The following is a 17,402-nucleotide window of genomic DNA, read 5'->3' on the forward strand; positions in this document are numbered from 1 at the left end:
AGTCGGGGTTACTCCCTATCGCGGCGGAACACAAGGGTGGTCCGGCCCATCGTGACGCGGGAGCCGTCGACGAGGGTGACCCGCCGGATCGGCTGCCCGTTCACGAACGAGCCGTTGGTCGACCCTAGATCCACGAGAGCGATTTCGGGACCTTCTACGCGTATCTCGGCATGATGCCTGGACACGCCCGGATCGACGAGACGCAGGTCGCAGTCGGTGCCGCGACCCAGCAGAGTCACAGGTGTATTGATCTCATAGGTGCGCTGAGTCGTGTCTGAACCCTCCACGGCCGTGGTCACCAGAAGCCTCGGATGCCCCCCGAAGACGCCCCCGCGCCCACCCTGCGGGACATCGCTCACCGGCTGGCGGATCTCCCCGCCCTCCACGGTCGAGCCCCTGATCACCCCCGACCTGATGCGGAACATGCCCGTGGCGAGATCGCCCGCGTTCTCGAACCGCACACGCACCGGCCCCACGAAGGAGTACCCCTGCTCCTTCGCGTACTCCCGCGCGAGATTCGCCAGCTCCTGGCTCAGGCTGTCGGCGTACACCTGCAGCCGCTGCCCGTCCTGCTGAGAGATCTCCACGACGAAGTCGTTCGGAACCAGCGTGCGGCCCTGTGCCACGATCGCCGCCCGATCGTCCATCTCGCGCTGCACAGCACTGGCCACCTCGACCGGCTGGAGCTCAGACTTGAAGGCACGGGCGAAGGCCCCTTCGACCATGCCCTCGAGCCGTCGCTCGAAGCGCTGAATGACACCCACGGGCACCTCCCTTCCCCACTGGTAGACGATCGTATCGGTGCGAAGGTTCGCTCGAAGTATCTGGATACCTAACCACTGCTCCGACCGTGCTAGCCTTTTCAGGCACCCGGAAACGGGTGCACACCCGGGGCGGGTGGCGGAACGGCAGACGCGCACGGTTCAGGTCCGTGTGTCCGAAAGGATGTGAGGGTTCAAATCCCTCCTCGCCCACTCGGAGTTGGGAGTGGTGTGCCCGCAGAAGGCGCGGGCTGCCACTCCTTCGTCGTGTCTGCCCGGGGGGCGACCCCCGGACCCCCGATGTGGGGGCTCCGCCCCCACGCCCCCCTGTGGCTGGTGTCCGTGTGCCGGCTTGGGGTGTTGGTGGTTGGTGTTCTTTGCCGGGCTTCGCCCGGGTTTGGGGGCTGCGCCCCCTTGTCCCCCGTTGGGGGCTTTGCTCCCTTGCCTTTTCGTTGTTTGGGGGTGGGGCGGGGTGGCTGGGGTGCGGCACGCGCAGTGACCTGGGGGTCGGAGGCATGTTTCCACTCTCCCCGCTCTTGGGCGCCCTGACCAGTGGGTGATGGGGTGAGGGCGGCCAGCGGTTACGCCGGCACGGCATCCTTGGGCGCGGAGGCTACGAGCCAGGGGGCACCGTCATGCCGGTCCTGCGCAGTTCGGTGTTCTGCCGTTCCAACTCGGCGATCCGCTCCTGGAGCGAGGTCAGGGTGTGCTCGACGGCGTCGAGCGGGACGAGCCTCGGGATGTGCTGGCGGCAGTTCCAGTCGAAAGCCTCGACCTCGATCAGCACGGCGCGTTCGACCTTGGCGCGATACCCCGGCACGGTCAGCCCGGCGAGCAGGGCGGGGTCTTCGACCGCCCTCGCCCGGCCCATGATCTTCATCCGCGCCTGGTGGCCGTAGTCCATGAGGAAAAGCGCGACCCTGTTGTCGTGGTCGAGGTTTCCGAGGGTGATGTACTGCCGGTTGCCGCGAAAGTCGGCGAAGCCGAGCGTCCCGTCGTCCACGACCTTCAGGAACCCGGGCGGCCCACCGCGGTGCTGGACGTAGGGCCATCCGGTCTCCCCGACGCTGGCCAGGTAGAAGCTGTCGCGCTGCCGGACGAACTGCCGCTCGGCCTCACCGAGCCGGTCGGCGACCACGGGGCCGTCGAGCAGCGGCCGGTAGGCGCGCGCGCTGCCATTCTCCCGCTGATGACGCTGGACCCCGGGTGTGAAGGCGAGCTGTGCGAATCGGCTGGACATCGCTTGTCCTCTCCTCGCGGCCCGAAGAACGTACGCGGTCCCGGCGCCGACCGGCCCCGCGGCCGGCGATCTCAATCTAGAAACCGCGCCCTTCCCGTCACAGGGACCGAACACGCCACCGACAGGTCCGAACCCGCCACCGCATCGGCGGCTCGCCAGTTCCTAGGTCTGGTCGGTGCCGGCTCCGGAGGGCTCGGTGGGCCGGGTCTGCCAGCGGCGGACGGCGCGGCGCAGTGCGCGCACGTCGCTGTATCCGACCCGGCCGGCGATCGAGGTCATGGGCAGCCGGCCGTCCTGCAGCAGCGCCAGCGCCTTCTCCTGGCGCGCGTTCTCCACTTCGCCGCGCCAGGTGCTGCACCGTTCCGCCAGGCGACGCTGCAAGGTGCGGGGGCTCATCGCCATCTGCTGTGCGACCGTCTCCAGGGACAGTGAGTCCAGTTCGAAACTGGCGTTCAGCGTCAGACGGAAAACGTCGTACCAGTCCCGTACAGGCCTTGCCGCGCCCATGGTCATGATGGCGTGTTCGCACAGCATCTCCAGCAGCCCGTGCTGGGCCTTGGGCAATGGCCGGCGGGCGTCCTGGGCCAGGAACGTCAGCGAGGTGGCCGACGACGCGAAGTCCACATGGGAGGTGCCGAACAGCTGTAGCAGCGCCGCGCGTGAGCGCGGGGCCTTCTGCCGCAGTTCCACGCGTACCGGGACCAGCGGTGCCCCGGTCGCCTCGCGGCAGCGCCGCAGCAGCACCGCCAATGCGAACACCTCCTGCGCCGCGCTCACGTCCGCCTCGTACGGACCGCTCGAATAGCTGATCGTGAACAGAGCGCCGTCCTCCACCCCCTCCAGGTTCTCCACCGCAGGGTCGGCCAGGACGCCCATGTGCCGCGCGGTACAGCGGATCGAGTCCATGAGGGTCGGCCCGGAGGTGAGCATGTAGTCCCACAGCCCGAAGCTGCCGGGCGGCGGTGTGGTGAGCAGCAGCGCGCCGTCGCGGGTCTGCGCGGAATTCCTGGAGACCATGTAACTCCACATCGCGATCGCGGAGCTGGTCGGCACCCGGGAGAGGTCGTCGTCGAGGACGTCGGTCCGCAGGTCCGGCAGGCGTGCGACCTTGCCGGGGTCGCCGCCGGCCTTGCGCACCTCCCCCGCCAGGAAACGCGCGAAGTGAGCGGAGATCGTCCCTTCCAGGCGTGGCGGTGGGGCGGAGGCCGGGGCGCCGTGGGCGGGCTGCCCGTCACGGGACTCGGTCATGTGGTGAACCCTTCGTCGTCGGCCGGTTCGCCGGAGTGCGCCGGTCGGCATCGGGGCTCGCGCAGATCCCCAGGTCGTGCGACTAAGGCCGGACGACCACGAGGTAGACGCTACCCGCGCACTGTGCGACTTGGAAGTCCAGGTGCAAGGCATGTCAGCGCCGGAACGGGCCGTCGGAGGCCCGCCGGTACGGGCGCACGTGGGCGCGAGAGGCGATGGCGGGTTTGGTCCTGTCGGTGGCGTGTTCGGTCCCTGTGTCGGGGGTTGTGTCGGTTCTAGCTTGAGATCACCGGTGCTCACCGGTTCCCGATCCCCCGCTTGAAAGGACCTGACCATGTCCCGACTTCCCCTGATCCAGCCGGAGACCGCGGGCGCCCAGGCCGCCGAGCTGCTGGCCGGTGTGCAGAAGGCGCTGGGCGTCACCCCGAACATGACCAAGGCGATGGCCAACAGCCCCGCGGTGCTGAAGTCCTACCTGGAGTTCTCCGGCGCGCTGTCGGGCGGCGTGCTGCCGGCCGCGGTGCGCGAGCGGATCGCGCTGCTGGTCGCCCAGCAGAACGGCTGCGACTACTGCCTTTCCGCGCACACCTACATCGGCACCAAGCTGGCCGGGCTGAGCCAGGACGAGGCCGAAGCGGCCCGCGGCGGCCGGGCAGGCGACCCCAAGGCCGAGGCCGTGCTGGCCTTCGCCGCCACCGTGCTGCGCACCCGCGGCGGCATCGAGGACACCGACGTCAAGCAGGCCCGCCAGGCGGGACTGTCCGACGAAGAGATCGCCGAAGTCGTGGGCCACGTCGCGCTCAACGTCTTCACCAACTACTTCAACAAGGCCGCCGGCACCGACATCGACTGGCCGGTCGTCCGCCACTGACCCCCGACCGGATACGGCGGACGCGTCCGCCGTACCCGGTCACCTCCGGGAGCGACCATGACCACTGAACTGGACGTGAACGAGCCGAAGGCGGAACCCGGCACCGGCCGCACCCGCCGTCCCGGCGACCGGGCGGCGTGGTCGGGGCTGGCGGCGATGACGGTGTCGTTCGGCCTGAACTTCTCGGCGGGCGTCTTCTTCGCCCCCGCGGCCGCCGCGTACGGGATGGACGCCACCGCGCTGGCGGTGGCCGCGGCGTTGAGCACCGCGCTGACCGGGCTGCTGCAGCCGGTCATCGGCATCCTGCTGGACCGGATCGGCGCCCGCGCGGTGCTGCTGGCCGGGCTGGTGTTCATGGCGGCCTCCTATCTCGCGCTGGCGGTCGTCCAGGAGACCTGGCAGTTCGTCGTGGTCTACCTGGTGCTGGGCGGGATCGGGTTCGCCGCCTCGTCCAGCCTGGCGACGACCACTCTGATCGGCCGGATCCGCGGCGAGCGGGCCGGGCCGTCGCTGGCGCGCGCCTCCACCGGGATCAACCTGGGGCAGCTGCTGGTCCCGTGGGCGGCGACCGCCCTGTTCGAGCCGGTCGGCGTCCGCGCGACCTACGCTCTGCTGGGCGCGGCCGGGCTGGCCGTCACGGCCGTGCTGGCGGTCGAGCTGCCCAAGGACCGGTTCAAGGCGTCGGCGGCCGGGCGCGAAAGCCTGCGCGGACGCGTGCGGATGCTGATCTCCTTCGGGCTGCACTCGGCCACGCTGTACGTGATGGTGCTGCTGCTGCCCAAGCACGCCGTCGAGCTGGGCTGGTCGGCCGTCGACGCGGGCCGGCTGGTCGCGGTCGCCGCCGTGGCCGCCGGGATCGCCTCGGCTGCCAGCGCCCGGCTGCTGCGCCGCCACCGCCCCGAAACGCTGCTGCGGACCATGCACGTCGTGCGCACCGTCTCGCTGGGGCTGGCCGCCGTGGTGAGCGAAGGTCCCGCGCTGGTCGCGGTCGCGGTGCTGTTCGGTGTCGCGTCCTTCCCGGTGATTCCGCTGACCATGGCCGTGGTCTCCCGCGGTTTGGACCCCTCCCGGATGGGCCGGACGCTGGCGCCGGCCTGGCTGATCCACCAGTTGTCGGCCGCCGCCGGGCTGGTCGTCGCCACCGCGCTTCATTCCGTCTCCGGTGACTACCGGAGCTACTTCGCCCTCGGCCTGCTGCTCAGCACCACCGCCGCGGTGCTGGTCCCGCCCGGCCGCCGGGAAACCGTTACCACCCACTGACTGGAGTAGACAGAAATGACCGTCCACCCGATCCGCCACGCCACCGTCGAGATCCACGGGCAGCCCGTCTTCTACCGGGAGGCCGGCGACCCGGCCGACCCCACGCTCGTCCTGCTGCACGGCTTCCCCAGCAGCTCGGCCATGTACCGCGACCTCATCGCCGACCTGGCCGACGGCCACCACCTGATCGCGCCCGACCACATCGGCTTCGGCCAGTCGGCGATGCCGCCGGTGGACGAGTTCGAGTACGGCTTCGAGAACCTCACCGAAGTCACCCTCGCGCTCCTCGACGAGCTGGGCGTGGACCGGTTCGCCCTCTACATCCAGGACTACGGGGCCCCGATCGGGCTGCGTATCGCCAGCCGTCATCCCGACCGGGTCACCGCCATCATCAGCCAGAGCGGCAACGCCTACATGGAGGGCTTCACCCCGTTCTGGGAGGTGCTGTTCGCCCACGCCAAGGACCGCGCCGCCCACGAGCCCGCCGTCCGCGAACTGCTCACCGCCGAGGCCACGCACTGGCAGCACACCCACGGCGTCCCCGCCGAAATGCTGGATCGCGTCAGCCCGGACGCCTGGGTCCTCGACCAGGCGTACCTGGACCGCCCGGGCAACAAGGAGATCCAGCTCCAGCTCTTCTGGGACTACCAGTTCAACCTGGACGGCTACCCCGCCTTCCAGAAGTACTTCCGAACCCACCGGCCGCCCGTCCTGGTCGTCTGGGGCCAGAACGACGAGATCTTCGGCCCGGACGGTGCGAAGGCCTTCGCCCGCGACCTCCCCGACGCCGAAATCCACCTTCTCGACGCCGGCCACTTCGCCCTCGCGACCCACGGCCACGAGATCGCCGGCCTGATCCGCGACTTCCTCGGACGCACGGTCACCGCGGCCTGACCACCGATCCCACCGCCCCCGGTGCACCCGCGCCGGGGGCCGGAATCAAAGCTGACAGGAGTGCCCGCCCCGGCGGCGAAAGCCGGCGGTGACGGGTCAGGACGACCAGGACCGGGTCGGGCGCAGGTCGCTGGTCTGCAGTGCGCGGCTGATGTCGCTCGGGGTGATCAGCCCGACCACGCGGCCGTCGTCGTCCAGGACGACGGCGCGGCCGTCGGTGCAGCCGGCCATGCGGGGCAGCAGGTCCGGCAGCGGGTCGTGCGGGTGGGTGGTCGGGACGTCGTCCGGGGGGCAGGCGATGTCGGCCAGGCGGAGTGTCCGCCGCTGGTCGGGCGGGGTGGCGCGGACGCGGTTCAGGGTCACCAGGCCGGCGAGGCGGCCGTCCTCCACCAGCGGGTAGGTGGAGTAGCGGTGGGTGAGGACGACGTTGTCGACGAGGTCCTGCACCGGTGTCGCCGCGTCCGCCACGAAGGGGTCGGGCGTCATGACATCGGCGACGCGGACGTCCTGCAGAGCGGCGTTGACGCGCGTCTGCTGCTCTTCGGCGCCGGCGGCGGTGACGAGGAAGAAGCCGATCAGGGCCAGCCACAGTCCGCCGAAGCCGGCTCCGACCACGAACTGGACGAAGCCGAGGGCGATCAGGGCCAGCCCGAAGACGCGGCCCGCGCGGGCCGCGGTGACGGCGGCGCCGGTCCGGTCGCCGCGCCGCCACCACAGGAACGCCCGCAGTACCCGGCCGCCGTCCAGCGGGGCCGCCGGGATCATGTTGAACACCGCGAGGATCACGTTGATGCCGGCCAGGTAGGCGAGCGTCGCCACGACCAGTTCCGGTCCGGAGGCGGCCGCCGCCAGCGTGGCCGCGGCCGCGAAGACCGCACCCACGACCAGGCTGGTGACGGGGCCGACGACGGCGATGCGCAGGTCGGCGCCCGCCGTGCGCGGTTCACCGCGGAGCTGGGCGACACCGCCGAGCAGCCACAGCGTGATGCCCGTGACCTCGATGCCGTTGCGGCGCGCGACCACGGCGTGCGCCAGTTCGTGGGCGAGCAGGGACGCCAGCAGCAGGACCGCGCTGATCGTCCCCGCCAGAAGATAGGCCCAGACTCCGTGGCCCGGATACACCTCCGGGAATCGGCCGAATGCCAGCCCGAAGACCAGGATCGCGACGATCACCAGCACGCTGACATTGAGCCCGACCCTGATTCCGGCGATGGTGCCGAGCCGGATCGACTCACGCATCCGGTCTCCTTCGTCCGAGAGCCGGCTTTCTACCCCCGGGTCGGGCGGTCATGCGGTTCCGGGCTCGCGAACGCGCCCAACGGCAGGTGGTTCAACCGGACATGCGGCGGCGCAGGTGCTCCTTGCCCTGCTCGGCGCCCTTGCGGCTCTCCGCCTGGGCACGGCGGAAGAGATCGGCCAGCTCGGTGTCACCGGCGCGCTCGGCGTCGCCGATGTAGGTCTCCAGCCGCAGCGCGTTGCTCAGGCACTGCTCGACGAACCAGACGAGGTCGTAGTCCTTGTCCTTGGTGCCGGTGATCCCACCGGTTTCCTGTGTCGTGCTCATCTGCTTGCCTCCCTTGTCGTGCAGCCGGCCGGACGGTCGGCTTCGCGTCCCCTACCCGGGAGGTCATGGCCCATGCTCAGCGGGCGCGGCGCAGGCCGTAGAGGGCGGCGCCGGCGGCGATGACGGCGGCGCCGGAGGCCACCGACGAGAACGGCAGCGCGAAGGCCAGCGTCAGGCAGCCGGCCAGCCCGACGACGGGCACGACCCTGGGTGGGCGGTTTTCGTCCGGCGTGAGGGTCCAGGCGGAGGCGTTGGCGATGGCGTAGTACACGAGGACGCCGAAGGACGAGAACCCGATCGCGCCGCGCAGGTCCGCCGTCGCGGCCAGCACCGCCACCACGACGCCGACCAGGAGTTCGGCGCGGTGCGGTACCCGGAAGCGGGGGTGGACGGCGGCCAGGGCATGCGGCAGGTGCCGGTCGCGGGCCATCGCCAACGTGGTGCGTGAGACGCCCAGGATCAGGGCGAGCAGTGAGCCGAGGGCGGCCACGGCGGCGCCCACCCGGACCGCGGGTGCGAGGCCGTTCACACCGGCCTCGTCGACGGCCTGGGCGAGCGGGGCGGTCGCCGCGCCCAGGCCGGCGGTGCCGAGGACGTACAGGACCGCCACCGCGACCGCCGCGTAGACGGCCAGGACGATGCCGAGCGCGAGCGGGATGGCCCGGGGGATCGTGCGGGCCGGGTCGCGGACCTCCTCGCCGAGGGTCGCGATGCGGGCGTATCCGGCGAAGGCGAAGAACAGCAGGCCAGCCGCCTGGAGGATCCCGCCGGGCCCGGTTCCGGCGCCGAACTCCAGCCGTCCGCCGCCGGCGGGACCGGAGGCCAGGCACGCGACGACCACGGCGGCGAGCACGGCCAGCACCACGGCGACGATGCCGCGGGTGAGCCAGGCGGACTTCTGTACGCCGACGTAGTTGACGCCGGTCAGCAGCACGACCGCGGCGACGGCCACCGCGTGCGCGTGGGCGGGCCACGCGTACGACCCGACGGTCAGCGCCATCGCCGCGCAGGAGGCCGTCTTCCCGACCACGAAGGCCCAGCCGGCGAGGTAGCCCCAGAAGTCGCCGAGGCGCTCACGGCCGTAGACGTAGGTGCCGCCGGACGCGGGGTGGCGGGCGGCGAGCCGCGCCGAGGACGTCGCATTGCAGTAGGCGACCACGGCGGCCACGGCCAGGCCGGCCAGGAGCCCGGACCCGGCCGCGCGTGCCGCGGGAGCGAGGGCGGCGAAGACACCGGCGCCGATCATCGACCCCAGGCCGATCACCACCGCGTCGGCCAGGCCCAGCCGCCGCCGCAGCTCCTCGCCGGTCGGCGATCCGCTCATGGCGCGCTCCTCCGTGCTCCCGTCCTCGTCCAACGGCGAATGTTCTCACCTCCGCGTGAACGCCACGAAGAATGCGACGCGCCGTTCGACCTGGAATGGATGCAGCCGGCCTGACCGCGTCCGGGGTCGCGGCGTGCGGTGACTGCAACCGGGGCGGGCGGGGCGGGGTTCCTAGGGGCGAGGTACGTCCGGAAGGGGCGTGCTCGCCTATGAAATGGGGATTCCATGGACTTGCAGCTCGCGGGCCGCGTCGCCGTCGTCACCGGCGCGTCGAAGGGGATCGGGCTGGCCGTCACGCGGACGCTGCTCGACGAGGGCGCCCGCGTCGCCGCCGTGTCCCGCAAGCCGGGCGGCGAACTGGACGCGCTCGCCGGGCCGAACCTGCTGCACGTGCCGGCGGACCTGATGGACCCGGACGCCCCGGCGCACGCGGTGGAACGCGCCGTCGAGGCGTTCGGCGGGCTCGACGTCCTGGTCAACAACGCGGGCGGGCCGCCGCCCGGCGCGGACCTGCCCCGGTTCGGTTTCGCGACCCTGGCGGACGACGACTGGCGCGACATGTTCGAGTTCAACCTGTACGCCGTCGTCCGGGCGGTGCGGGCGGCGATCCCGCATCTGCTGAAGAGCGACGCGGCGTCCATCGTGAACGTCTCGTCGGGGAACGCCCGCCGCCCCGGGCCGATGAACTACGACTACAACGCGGCGAAGGCGGCGCTGACGAACCTGACGAAGGGGCTGTCGGAGGAGTACGCGCCGCAGGGAATCCGGGTCAACACGGTCTCGCCGGGCCCGGTCCGGACGCCGTGGTGGACGGACGAGGGCGGCGCGGCCGACATCATCGCCGGGGCGACGGGCTCCGACCGTGTCGCGGTGCTCGAGCGCGGAGCGGCGGAGATGATGAGCCTCACGACCGGCCGTCTCGCCGACCCGCAGGAGGTCGCCGACGTGATCGCGCTGCTGGCGTCGCCGCGTTCCGCGAGCACGACGGGCGCGGACCTCGCCGTCGACTCCGGCTTCCTCAAGGAGATCTGAACCCGTCCACCCCCGGCCGGCCGGTGCGTCGGCCGGGGGACACCGCTGAACACGAACGTTCACCGGATGTGAGGTCGTGCCGGCGTCCCGTTCAATCCCGGGAAAGCAGTGTTCTCAAAGGCGTTCGCGACGGCGTCGGATGTCAGGAGGGCAGGTCCTTGACGTAGCGGTGGACGGGGACGGGGACGGGGACGGGGACCGTGCCGGTCGAGGTGGGGGCCTGGTAGGTCAACGGGCCGGTCACCGTCCCCGGCCGGGTGTCAGGACGGCGGCCGCGACGGCTCCGGCCGCTGCGGCGACCGCGGCGACGACGAAGCCGTCCGTGAACCCCGAGAGCGTGTCGCCGACGAGGCTGACGGCGGCGACGCTGGAGATGACCGCGGCTCCGATCGAGGCGCCGAACTCGTGGAACGTGCTGACGATGCCGGAGGCGATGCCCGCTTCGTGCGGCGCCACCTGGCCGAGCGCGGTCGCCGACGCGACGACGAACATCGCGCCCGTCCCGGCACCCGCGATCGCCGTCCCGGCGACGACGGTGGCGGGATGCATCGACAGGGCGGGGATGGCCATGCCGATCGCGGCGATGACGAGCCCTCCCACGGCGAGCGGGCGTGCGCCCGTCCTGGCGATGGTCCGGCCGGTGAGGTTGGCGCCGAGCATCGTCGCCACCGCGACCGGCAGGAACAGCAGGCCGGTCTGCAGGGCGCCGAAGTCCTCCCCGTGCTGGAAGTAGAACGTGCCCAGGAAGAACACCGCGATCATCAGCGCGGTCGCCATCAGGATGAGGAACGTGCCGGTGGCCACCGGGCGCCGGGCCAGCAGCGCGACGTCCATCATGGGCGACTTGGCGGTCTTCTGCCTGGCCACGAACGCCAGGTAGCCGACCGCGGACAGCAGCACGAGCGCCCCGGTGGCCATGCTGAACCAGCCGTGGTCACCGGCGCGGATGAACGCGTAGATCAGGGCACCGGACGAAGCGGTCACCAGCAGCGCACCGAGCACATCGAGCCCCGGACGCGGCGTCGCCGCCTCCTGACGCGGAAGCATCCGGGCGAGCGCGGCCACGATCACCAGCCCGAGGGGCACGTTGACGTAGAAGACCCAAGGCCAGCCGGGGCCGGCGGTGAGCAGTCCGCCGAGGAGGACGCCGAGGGCCGCGCCTCCACCGCCGAGCGCGGACCAGACGCCGAGCGCCTTGTTCCGCTCTTCTCCGTCGAACAACTGCACCACGAGTGACAGGGCGGCCGGGGACATCAGCGCCGCCCCGAGTCCCTGCGCGATGCGGCCGCCCAGCAGCAGGGCGGCGGATCCGGCGAATCCGGTCGCCAGGGAAGCCACCGTGAAGATCAACAGGCCGGTGAGGACGACGCGCTTGGCGCCGATCAGGTCTGCGGCCCGTCCCCCGAGGAGCATCAGGCCGCCGAACGTCAGGGTGTACGCGCTGACCGTCCAGGTGATGGCCTGGCGGCTCAGTTCCAGGTCGGCCTCGATGTTCGGCAGCGCGATGGCCACGACGGTGACGTCGAGGATCAACATGAGCTGCGCCACGCCGAGGAACCCCAGGATGCGCCACCGCAGCGGATGGGGCGAGCCGTCTCGCGCGGCCGGGTCGTGTGTCTTGCTCGTCATCAGAACCTCCTTAACTCGTACTACGCAATACGAGTTCTGGGAGGAGAGTAACACGTACATCGGCGTACGAGTTAGGGTGATGGCATGTCCACCTCCACTTCCGGCCGCCGCCGGCGCGCGGACGCCGAGCGCAGCATCGCCCGCATCGTCTCCGCGGCGCGCGAGAGCCTGAGCCAAGACCCGACCGCGAGCATCGACGACATCGCCAAGGCCGCCGGAGTGGGCCGGATGACGCTCTACGGCCACTTCCGCAACCGGGCGGACCTGGTCGAGGCCGCCCTGGTCGACGCGCTGCGCGCGGGTGAAGAGGTGCTCGCGGCCGTCGACCTCACCGGCGACGCACAAGACGCCCTGACCCGGCTGCTCGACTCCAGCTGGTCACTGGTGGCCGAGTCCACGGCGCTGTTGGCGGCGGCCCAGGGGACCCTTCCGGCCGGACGCATCCGCCAACTGCACACCGCCCCCGCCGAACGCGTCGAAGAGCTCATCCGCCGAGGCCAGGAACAAGGAGCCTTCCGCACCGACCTGCCAATGACGTGGCTGGTCGGCGTCATCCAGCACGTCCTCCACGGCGCCGCCGAAGAGATCAGGGCCGGTCGCCTGAAATCAGCCGAAACCGCCCGCGTCGTCATCGCGACCGTGCAATCGATCCTGGCCGTCCCCGCAGCCGCCGGGCCGAGCTAGCGCTTCCGTCGGCCGGGCCCGGCGAGAGGGCAGGATGGTCGGGTGAACGAACTCGAAGAAGGCACCCGGCTCACTCTGGACTTCGACAAGCTCGCCGGCGTCGCGGCGACCGGGGCGCGGGTCGTCCCCGTGGTCCTGCAGGACGCGGCCGGCGGGGACGTCCTGTTCATCGGATACGCGAACGACCAGGCGCTCAAGGCGACGCTGGACGAGCGGATCGCCGTCCTGTGGTCGACGTCCCGCAACGAGCTGTGGCGCAAGGGCGCGACGTCGGGGGACGTCCTGGAGGTGGTGGACGTCCGCGTCAACTGTGAGCAGAATTCGCTGCTCTACCTGGTGAACCGGACGACCGGCGGCGCCTGTCACACGACGCTTCCGTCCGGAGAAGCCCGTCCGACCTGCTACTACCGCTCGGTGACCGACGGGGCGCTCCGGCCCGTCTCGCAATGAACCGCGGCGGCGCCCGCCGGTCTACCGACGCAGTTCGAACGAGAGGTGTGCGGACAGCGCGCTGAGGAAGCCGGCCGCGTCGAAGATCTTCCCGGCGGAGGCGACCCCGGTCGTCCTGGTCCGCCCGGTGAGGATCCGGTGGACCGCCTCGACCGCGAGCGGCGCGGTGATGGCGTAGATGTCCTGGCCGCTCGCCGTGGCGCGCCGTTCGGCGCCGCCGGAGCGCACGACGACGTCGATGAGGAACGTCTGGTCGGAGCGGCCTCGCTCGTCGGCCGCCGCCGGCGCCGGCGTGTCCGGGGCCGACAGGTCCCCGACCGCCTCGACCGTCATGTACGAGTGCAGTTCGGGGACGGCCAGGTGGCTGGGGATCGTGACGACGTCGGCCATGCTGAACTCCCCGATGACGGGCCGCACGCCCATCGGCTCGGGAAACGTCCACTTCAGGGACGGAAGAGCGTCCTCGTGGTAGTCCAGCTTCCCGTTGGTGAAGCGGACCCGCCGGCCGTCCCGCCGCTCCCGGGAGACCGTGCCGGAGGCGCGCGTTCCGGCGGTGGGGTGCCAGCTGCTCAGCGCGTACGCGACGTGCGCCTCGTCGGCGGCCGTCCAGTCGCCCATCGCGGCGGTGGCCAGCAGGTCGCCGAGGCCGCCGAAGAAGGCCATCGCGGGGACGATCACGGACCCGGCGGCGCGGTCCGCGAAGTGCGCGAACGTGTCGGCGTTGGCCTCGATCTCGGCCGCCACGTCCACGTAGGGGACGCCGGTGCGCAGCGCCGCCTCGATCACCGGGGCGGCCGTCGCGGCGAAGGGGCCGGCAGTGTTGATCACCGCCGCCGTGCCCGCCAGTGCGCGGTCGAGTGACGCGGGATCCCCGACCGACGCCGGCCGGACGTCGAGCCCCGGGAACGACACCGCCAGTGCTTCCAGCTTCCCGGCGTCGCGGCCGGACAGGACCGGGACGTACCCGCGATCCCGCAGCTCCGCCACCACGAAGCGCCCGGTGTGCCCGTAGGCGCCGAACACCGCGACCGCCTGACCCGATCCCATGGTTTCTCCTGTTGTGCTCGGTTGATCCACTGCGGAGATCATGGCGGCGACGGTCGTCTCGCACGAGTGTCTGGAACGCCATGCCTCGTACAATTCCGGACATGAGAACTGTCGCGGTCGCCCTCGCCGACGGGATGCTGAACTTCGAGCTGTCGGTGGCCTTCGAGGTGTTCGGCACCGCCCCGGACGGCGTGACCGGTCCCTGGTACCACCTCGTCGGCTGCGGGCCGGGCGTCGTCCAGGCCGGCAGGTTCCGGCTGGAGCCCGACCACGGGCTCGACCGGCTGGCGAGCGCCGACACGGTGATCGTTCCGGCGTGGGCCGATGTCGACGTGGACCCGCCCGGCGACCTCGTCGACGCGGTGCGCGGGGCCCACCGGGCGGGTGCGCGCGTGGCCGCCCTCTGCACGGGCGCGTTCGTGCTGGCCGCCGCCGGGCTGCTGGACGGGCGGCGCGCGACCACGCACTGGGTGCACACCGAGGCGCTGGCCGCGCGCCATCCCCGGGTGGAGGTCGATCCGGATGTGCTCTACGTGGACGACGGCAGCGTGCTCACCTCGGCGGGCAAGGCCGCCGCGATGGACCTGTGCCTGCACCTCGTCCGCCTCGACCACGGTTCGGCGGTCGCGAACGCGGTCGCGCGCCGCCTGGTCGTGCCGCCGCACCGGGCCGGCGGCCAGGCCCAGTTCGTCACCTCACCGGTGCCGGCGCAGGACGACCATCCGCTCGCGGAGCTGTTCCCGTGGGCCATCGAGCGGCTGGACCATCCCCTGACCGTCGAGGATCTGGCTCGCCAGGCGGCGATGAGCTCGCGCAATCTGGGCCGCCATTTCAGGTCGGTGACCGGTACCACCCCGCTGCAGTGGCTGCTGACCCAGCGGATCCGCCGCGCCCAGGAGCTTCTGGAGACGACCGGCGACAGCGTCGAGGCGATCGCGGCCGCCACCGGCATGGGCACCGGGACGACGCTGCGCCGGCATTTCAACCGCACGGTCGGCGTGCCACCCGACACCTACCGCCGCACTTTCCGCAGCCGGGCCGGATAAGGCCTTCGTGCGTTGCCGTCCGGTGTCGGGCCGGTTGTGGTCAGGAGGGTGGAGGCATGATCGCCCGGCTGCGACTTTGTAGGCGGGCGCTCCCTGTTCGGTGGGACCAGGGCCGCGCACGGATTGGGGGGATCCGCGGATGCGGCGACCGATCGCTTCGGTCCTGCTGAGCTGTCTCGCTCTGACCGGGTGCGGGGACGCCGGGAGTGCGTCCATCATCGGGGAGACGACGCTGATCGCCGGGGTGCGGCCGGATCTTCCGGGGATCGGGTTCCGGCGCGCGGACGGCACGTTCGAGGGGCTGGACGTGGACGTGTCGCGATACCTGGCGGAGCGGATGGGGAAGAAGGTCCGCTTCGTCCCGGCGCTGGCGGCGGATCGCGAGGAGCTGCTCCGGACCGGGAAGGTCGACATGGTGCTGACGTTCTGGCTGGAGCCGGAGTGGACGCAGCGGCTGGCGTTCGCGGGGCCGTACCTCCTGTCGTACCAGGACATTCTCGTGCGGAACGGCGAGCGCGAGGTGCACGACGTGCGGGATCTGGAGGGACGCAGGATCTGCGCCGTCACCGGGTCCGGGGCGGCGGAGGCGGTGACCGTGGAGCGGCAGGTCGCGGCGGTGCCGGTGGCGGCGAGGTCCTACCGGGAGTGCATGGCGATGCTGGGGGACGGCCGGATCGACGCCATCACGACGAACGACACGATTCTGGCCGGGTTGAAGACGCGGCAGGGCGCGGATTTCCGGTTGCTGAACTCCCGCTTCGGGGAGCGGCGGACGGGCATCGCGATCCGGAAGGGCGACCCCGACGGGTGCGAGGCGCTCAACAAGGCGATCACCCAGATGTATCAGGACGGGACGATGGCCACGTTCATGCACAAGTGGTTCGGCTCGTCGGGCCTGGACCTGTCGGACGTGGACGTCCCGCAGTTCGAGGGCTGTCTTTAGCGCCGCAGCCGGCGGCCCGTGGAGAGGCCCTGTCAGTCCGGCCTGCCGGTCACGGCGCCGTCCTTGCCGTTGCCCGACGGCACCTCGGTCGGGGGAGCGTTGCCGCCGGTTCCGTTCTGGTTGCCGGTCCCAGTGCCCGTGCCCGTCTCAGGGTCGTTGCCGGGGTTCGCGTCCGGCGGGGTGCCCTGGTTGGTGCCGGGGCCGCGAGGTGACTTCTTGGTGATCCCCGGATTCTCCGGCCGGCCAGGCGCGTCGGAGCGGCCGTTGCCCTTCTTGGACGTGCCGGGCGGGCCCGACGCGTCCGGCGGCGCCGCCGGTGCTCCGGACGGTGCGAACTGGTTTGCCGGTGTCCGGTCCTGGCGGTTGCCCGTGCGGTCGCCGGGCGTCGTGCTGGGCGCGGGCGACGCCTCCTGCCCCGGGATGTTGCCGGTGATCGCGGCGGCCGCCCCACCGGTCAGGATGAGCGAACCGCCGACCAGCACCATGATCTTGACCGTCAGGAAGCGGCGCAGGGCGGCCACGCGGTGCATGCGGGACGCCCGCGCGGGACGCGGGGCGGCTCTGAAGGCGGCGACGGCGGCGTCCTCACCCGCGACCTCCTCCGGGCGGGCGGGCCCGGCGGCCGCCGAGAGCAGGGCGTGGAGCCGGGCGTGCCCGTGGGCACCGTCTAGGTCGAGGAGGCCTTCGAGGGTGCGATCGTCGAGCCGTCCGGCCCGGTACTGGTCGCTCATGACACCCCTTCAGCGCCGGTACCGCCGTTTTTGTCACCGGGGATGAGGGGCAGGGCCTTCGGGGACTCCGGCGGGGACGGCGCGTTCGCGTGGGACGGGCCCAGCAGTTCGGCGAGGCGGCGCAGACCACGGTAGGAGGCGGTCCGCACGGCCCCGGCGCGCTTGCCGAGGACCTTGCCGGCCGTCTTGGCGTCCAGGCCCATGACGACGCGCAGGAGCACCGCCTCCGCCTGGTCGCTGGGGAGTCCGTTGATCAGCCGGAGCGCGTCCTGGGTGGCGACACCGGTGAGGGCGTCGCGTTCGGTGTCGCCGTCGGCGGCCATGGTGACCAGTTCCTCGACGGGCAGGTCGCACACGGGGCGGCGTGACTTGCGGCGCAGATGGTCCAGTGCCCGGTGCCGCGTGATCGTCGCGGTCCAGCCGCGGAAGCCGTCGAGGTCGCCGCGGAACGAGGGCAGGTCCCGGGAGATCTGCAGCCATGCCTCCGAGGTCACGTCCTCGGCGTCCGCGCCGACGAGCGCGCCGGCGAAGCGGATCAGGCGGGGCTGGACGTCGCGGTAAAGCATGCGGAAGGACTGCTCGTCGCCGTCCTGCGCCGCTCGCAGGGCACGGCCGAGATCTTCCTCGTCCGCTCGTTCCATTCCGGCCATTGTGCAGGGAATCCGCCGGGCGTGTGAC

General features: G+C 71.7%; 18 protein-coding genes and 1 tRNA gene. 9 read left to right on the forward strand and 10 right to left on the reverse strand.

Going from position 1 to position 17,402, the window contains the following annotated elements; all coding sequences use genetic code 11:
- Window positions 1-8: 8 nt before the first annotated feature.
- Complete coding sequence (locus ACGFIS_RS21510) at window positions 9-764, reverse strand: DUF3662 and FHA domain-containing protein (RefSeq protein WP_021596783.1); 756 nt, start codon at window positions 762-764, stop codon at window positions 9-11.
- 127 nt (window positions 765-891) lie between these two features.
- Between ACGFIS_RS21510 and ACGFIS_RS21515 the strand changes: the two genes are divergently transcribed.
- Window positions 892-974 (forward strand) — tRNA-Leu (locus ACGFIS_RS21515).
- Between the two features lie 400 nt (window positions 975-1,374).
- Here ACGFIS_RS21515 and ACGFIS_RS21520 read toward each other — a convergent pair.
- Window positions 1,375-2,001, reverse strand: a complete 627-nt coding sequence (locus ACGFIS_RS21520) for a pyridoxamine 5'-phosphate oxidase family protein (protein WP_392972247.1) — start codon at window positions 1,999-2,001, stop codon at window positions 1,375-1,377.
- 162 nt (window positions 2,002-2,163) lie between these two features.
- The gene (locus tag ACGFIS_RS21525; protein WP_392972249.1) at window positions 2,164-3,249 is read right to left on the reverse strand and encodes an AraC family transcriptional regulator ligand-binding domain-containing protein; all 1,086 of its coding nucleotides are present in this window, start codon (window positions 3,247-3,249) and stop codon (window positions 2,164-2,166) included.
- A gap of 334 nt (window positions 3,250-3,583) precedes the next feature.
- Here ACGFIS_RS21525 and ACGFIS_RS21530 point away from each other — a divergent pair, with 334 nt between their 5' ends.
- From ACGFIS_RS21530 to ACGFIS_RS21540, 3 genes are read left to right on the forward strand one after another with little or no spacing between them, the layout of a single operon-like run.
- Window positions 3,584-4,120 carry a carboxymuconolactone decarboxylase family protein gene (locus ACGFIS_RS21530; RefSeq protein ID WP_392903609.1) on the forward strand — a complete coding sequence of 179 codons (537 nt, stop codon included), beginning with the start codon at window positions 3,584-3,586 and terminating at the stop codon, window positions 4,118-4,120.
- A 57-nt stretch (window positions 4,121-4,177) separates the two neighbouring features.
- A complete protein-coding gene (locus ACGFIS_RS21535; protein ID WP_392903607.1) occupies window positions 4,178-5,380 on the forward strand; it encodes an MFS transporter in 1,203 nt (400 codons plus the stop codon).
- A gap of 15 nt (window positions 5,381-5,395) precedes the next feature.
- Window positions 5,396-6,274, forward strand: coding sequence for an alpha/beta fold hydrolase (locus ACGFIS_RS21540; RefSeq protein ID WP_392903606.1), 879 nt, complete (start codon window positions 5,396-5,398; stop codon window positions 6,272-6,274).
- Between the two features lie 96 nt (window positions 6,275-6,370).
- Here the strand turns inward: ACGFIS_RS21540 and ACGFIS_RS21545 are convergent, their stop codons facing one another.
- From ACGFIS_RS21545 to ACGFIS_RS21555, 3 genes are all read right to left on the reverse strand, one after another.
- Window positions 6,371-7,513: a site-2 protease family protein gene (locus tag ACGFIS_RS21545; protein ID WP_392903604.1), complete on the reverse strand. Its 1,143-nt coding sequence runs from the start codon at window positions 7,511-7,513 to the stop codon at window positions 6,371-6,373.
- A gap of 91 nt (window positions 7,514-7,604) precedes the next feature.
- On the reverse strand, window positions 7,605-7,838 hold the full coding sequence (locus tag ACGFIS_RS21550; protein WP_392903602.1) for a hypothetical protein: 234 nt from the start codon (window positions 7,836-7,838) through the stop codon (window positions 7,605-7,607).
- Window positions 7,839-7,914: 76 nt separating this feature from the next.
- Window positions 7,915-9,162 carry an APC family permease gene (locus ACGFIS_RS21555; RefSeq protein ID WP_392903600.1) on the reverse strand — a complete coding sequence of 416 codons (1,248 nt, stop codon included), beginning with the start codon at window positions 9,160-9,162 and terminating at the stop codon, window positions 7,915-7,917.
- A gap of 225 nt (window positions 9,163-9,387) precedes the next feature.
- Between ACGFIS_RS21555 and ACGFIS_RS21560 the strand changes: the two genes are divergently transcribed.
- Window positions 9,388-10,194, forward strand: a complete 807-nt coding sequence (locus ACGFIS_RS21560; RefSeq protein ID WP_392903597.1) for an SDR family NAD(P)-dependent oxidoreductase — start codon at window positions 9,388-9,390, stop codon at window positions 10,192-10,194.
- A gap of 240 nt (window positions 10,195-10,434) precedes the next feature.
- Here ACGFIS_RS21560 and ACGFIS_RS21565 read toward each other — a convergent pair whose 3' ends face one another.
- Window positions 10,435-11,823 (reverse strand): MFS transporter, encoded by a 1,389-nt coding sequence (locus tag ACGFIS_RS21565; protein WP_392903595.1) that lies wholly within the window; start codon window positions 11,821-11,823, stop codon window positions 10,435-10,437.
- An 84-nt stretch (window positions 11,824-11,907) separates the two neighbouring features.
- On the opposite strand from ACGFIS_RS21565, the gene ACGFIS_RS21570 reads away from it, so the two are divergent.
- Together ACGFIS_RS21570 and ACGFIS_RS21575 are read left to right on the forward strand one after the other, a co-directional pair.
- Window positions 11,908-12,507, forward strand: coding sequence for a TetR/AcrR family transcriptional regulator (locus ACGFIS_RS21570; RefSeq protein ID WP_392972251.1), 600 nt, complete (start codon window positions 11,908-11,910; stop codon window positions 12,505-12,507).
- Between the two features lie 42 nt (window positions 12,508-12,549).
- The gene (locus ACGFIS_RS21575) at window positions 12,550-12,957 is read left to right on the forward strand and encodes a phosphoribosyl-AMP cyclohydrolase (protein ID WP_392903590.1); all 408 of its coding nucleotides are present in this window, start codon (window positions 12,550-12,552) and stop codon (window positions 12,955-12,957) included.
- 21 nt (window positions 12,958-12,978) lie between these two features.
- Here the strand turns inward: ACGFIS_RS21575 and ACGFIS_RS21580 are convergent, their stop codons facing one another.
- A complete protein-coding gene (locus ACGFIS_RS21580) occupies window positions 12,979-14,004 on the reverse strand; it encodes a saccharopine dehydrogenase family protein (RefSeq protein ID WP_392972253.1) in 1,026 nt (341 codons plus the stop codon).
- Window positions 14,005-14,105: 101 nt separating this feature from the next.
- Between ACGFIS_RS21580 and ACGFIS_RS21585 the strand changes: the two genes are divergently transcribed.
- Together ACGFIS_RS21585 and ACGFIS_RS21590 are read left to right on the forward strand one after the other, a co-directional pair.
- The gene (locus ACGFIS_RS21585; RefSeq protein WP_392903584.1) at window positions 14,106-15,050 is read left to right on the forward strand and encodes a helix-turn-helix domain-containing protein; all 945 of its coding nucleotides are present in this window, start codon (window positions 14,106-14,108) and stop codon (window positions 15,048-15,050) included.
- A gap of 139 nt (window positions 15,051-15,189) precedes the next feature.
- Window positions 15,190-15,993 (forward strand): transporter substrate-binding domain-containing protein, encoded by an 804-nt coding sequence (locus tag ACGFIS_RS21590; protein ID WP_392972255.1) that lies wholly within the window; start codon window positions 15,190-15,192, stop codon window positions 15,991-15,993.
- A 32-nt stretch (window positions 15,994-16,025) separates the two neighbouring features.
- Here ACGFIS_RS21590 and ACGFIS_RS21595 read toward each other — a convergent pair whose 3' ends face one another.
- Entirely contained in the window at window positions 16,026-16,724 is a 699-nt protein-coding gene (locus ACGFIS_RS21595) for a hypothetical protein (RefSeq protein ID WP_392903581.1), read from the reverse strand.
- The gene (locus tag ACGFIS_RS21600) at window positions 16,721-17,365 is read right to left on the reverse strand and encodes an RNA polymerase sigma factor (protein WP_392903578.1); all 645 of its coding nucleotides are present in this window, start codon (window positions 17,363-17,365) and stop codon (window positions 16,721-16,723) included. Before ACGFIS_RS21600 ends, ACGFIS_RS21595 begins: the two co-directional genes overlap by 4 nt.
- Window positions 17,366-17,402 lie beyond the last annotated feature (37 nt).

Origin of the sequence: Spirillospora sp. NPDC048824 (assembly GCF_043198455.1) — a bacterium.
Lineage (GTDB): Bacteria > Actinomycetota > Actinomycetes > Streptosporangiales > Streptosporangiaceae > Spirillospora.

Coding starts and splice junctions, on each gene's coding strand:
- ACGFIS_RS21520 (WP_392972247.1), bottom strand. CDS start 2,001: ATGTCCAGCCGATTCGCACAGCTCGCCTTCACACCCGGGGTCCAGCGT.
- ACGFIS_RS21525 (WP_392972249.1), bottom strand. CDS start 3,249: ATGACCGAGTCCCGTGACGGGCAGCCCGCCCACGGCGCCCCGGCCTCC.
- ACGFIS_RS21530 (WP_392903609.1), top strand. CDS start 3,584: ATGTCCCGACTTCCCCTGATCCAGCCGGAGACCGCGGGCGCCCAGGCC.
- ACGFIS_RS21535 (WP_392903607.1), top strand. CDS start 4,178: ATGACCACTGAACTGGACGTGAACGAGCCGAAGGCGGAACCCGGCACC.
- ACGFIS_RS21540 (WP_392903606.1), top strand. CDS start 5,396: ATGACCGTCCACCCGATCCGCCACGCCACCGTCGAGATCCACGGGCAG.
- ACGFIS_RS21545 (WP_392903604.1), bottom strand. CDS start 7,513: ATGCGTGAGTCGATCCGGCTCGGCACCATCGCCGGAATCAGGGTCGGG.
- ACGFIS_RS21550 (WP_392903602.1), bottom strand. CDS start 7,838: ATGAGCACGACACAGGAAACCGGTGGGATCACCGGCACCAAGGACAAG.
- ACGFIS_RS21555 (WP_392903600.1), bottom strand. CDS start 9,162: ATGAGCGGATCGCCGACCGGCGAGGAGCTGCGGCGGCGGCTGGGCCTG.
- ACGFIS_RS21560 (WP_392903597.1), top strand. CDS start 9,388: ATGGACTTGCAGCTCGCGGGCCGCGTCGCCGTCGTCACCGGCGCGTCG.
- ACGFIS_RS21565 (WP_392903595.1), bottom strand. CDS start 11,823: ATGACGAGCAAGACACACGACCCGGCCGCGCGAGACGGCTCGCCCCAT.
- ACGFIS_RS21570 (WP_392972251.1), top strand. CDS start 11,908: ATGTCCACCTCCACTTCCGGCCGCCGCCGGCGCGCGGACGCCGAGCGC.
- ACGFIS_RS21580 (WP_392972253.1), bottom strand. CDS start 14,004: ATGGGATCGGGTCAGGCGGTCGCGGTGTTCGGCGCCTACGGGCACACC.
- ACGFIS_RS21585 (WP_392903584.1), top strand. CDS start 14,106: ATGAGAACTGTCGCGGTCGCCCTCGCCGACGGGATGCTGAACTTCGAG.
- ACGFIS_RS21590 (WP_392972255.1), top strand. CDS start 15,190: ATGCGGCGACCGATCGCTTCGGTCCTGCTGAGCTGTCTCGCTCTGACC.
- ACGFIS_RS21595 (WP_392903581.1), bottom strand. CDS start 16,724: ATGAGCGACCAGTACCGGGCCGGACGGCTCGACGATCGCACCCTCGAA.
- ACGFIS_RS21600 (WP_392903578.1), bottom strand. CDS start 17,365: ATGGAACGAGCGGACGAGGAAGATCTCGGCCGTGCCCTGCGAGCGGCG.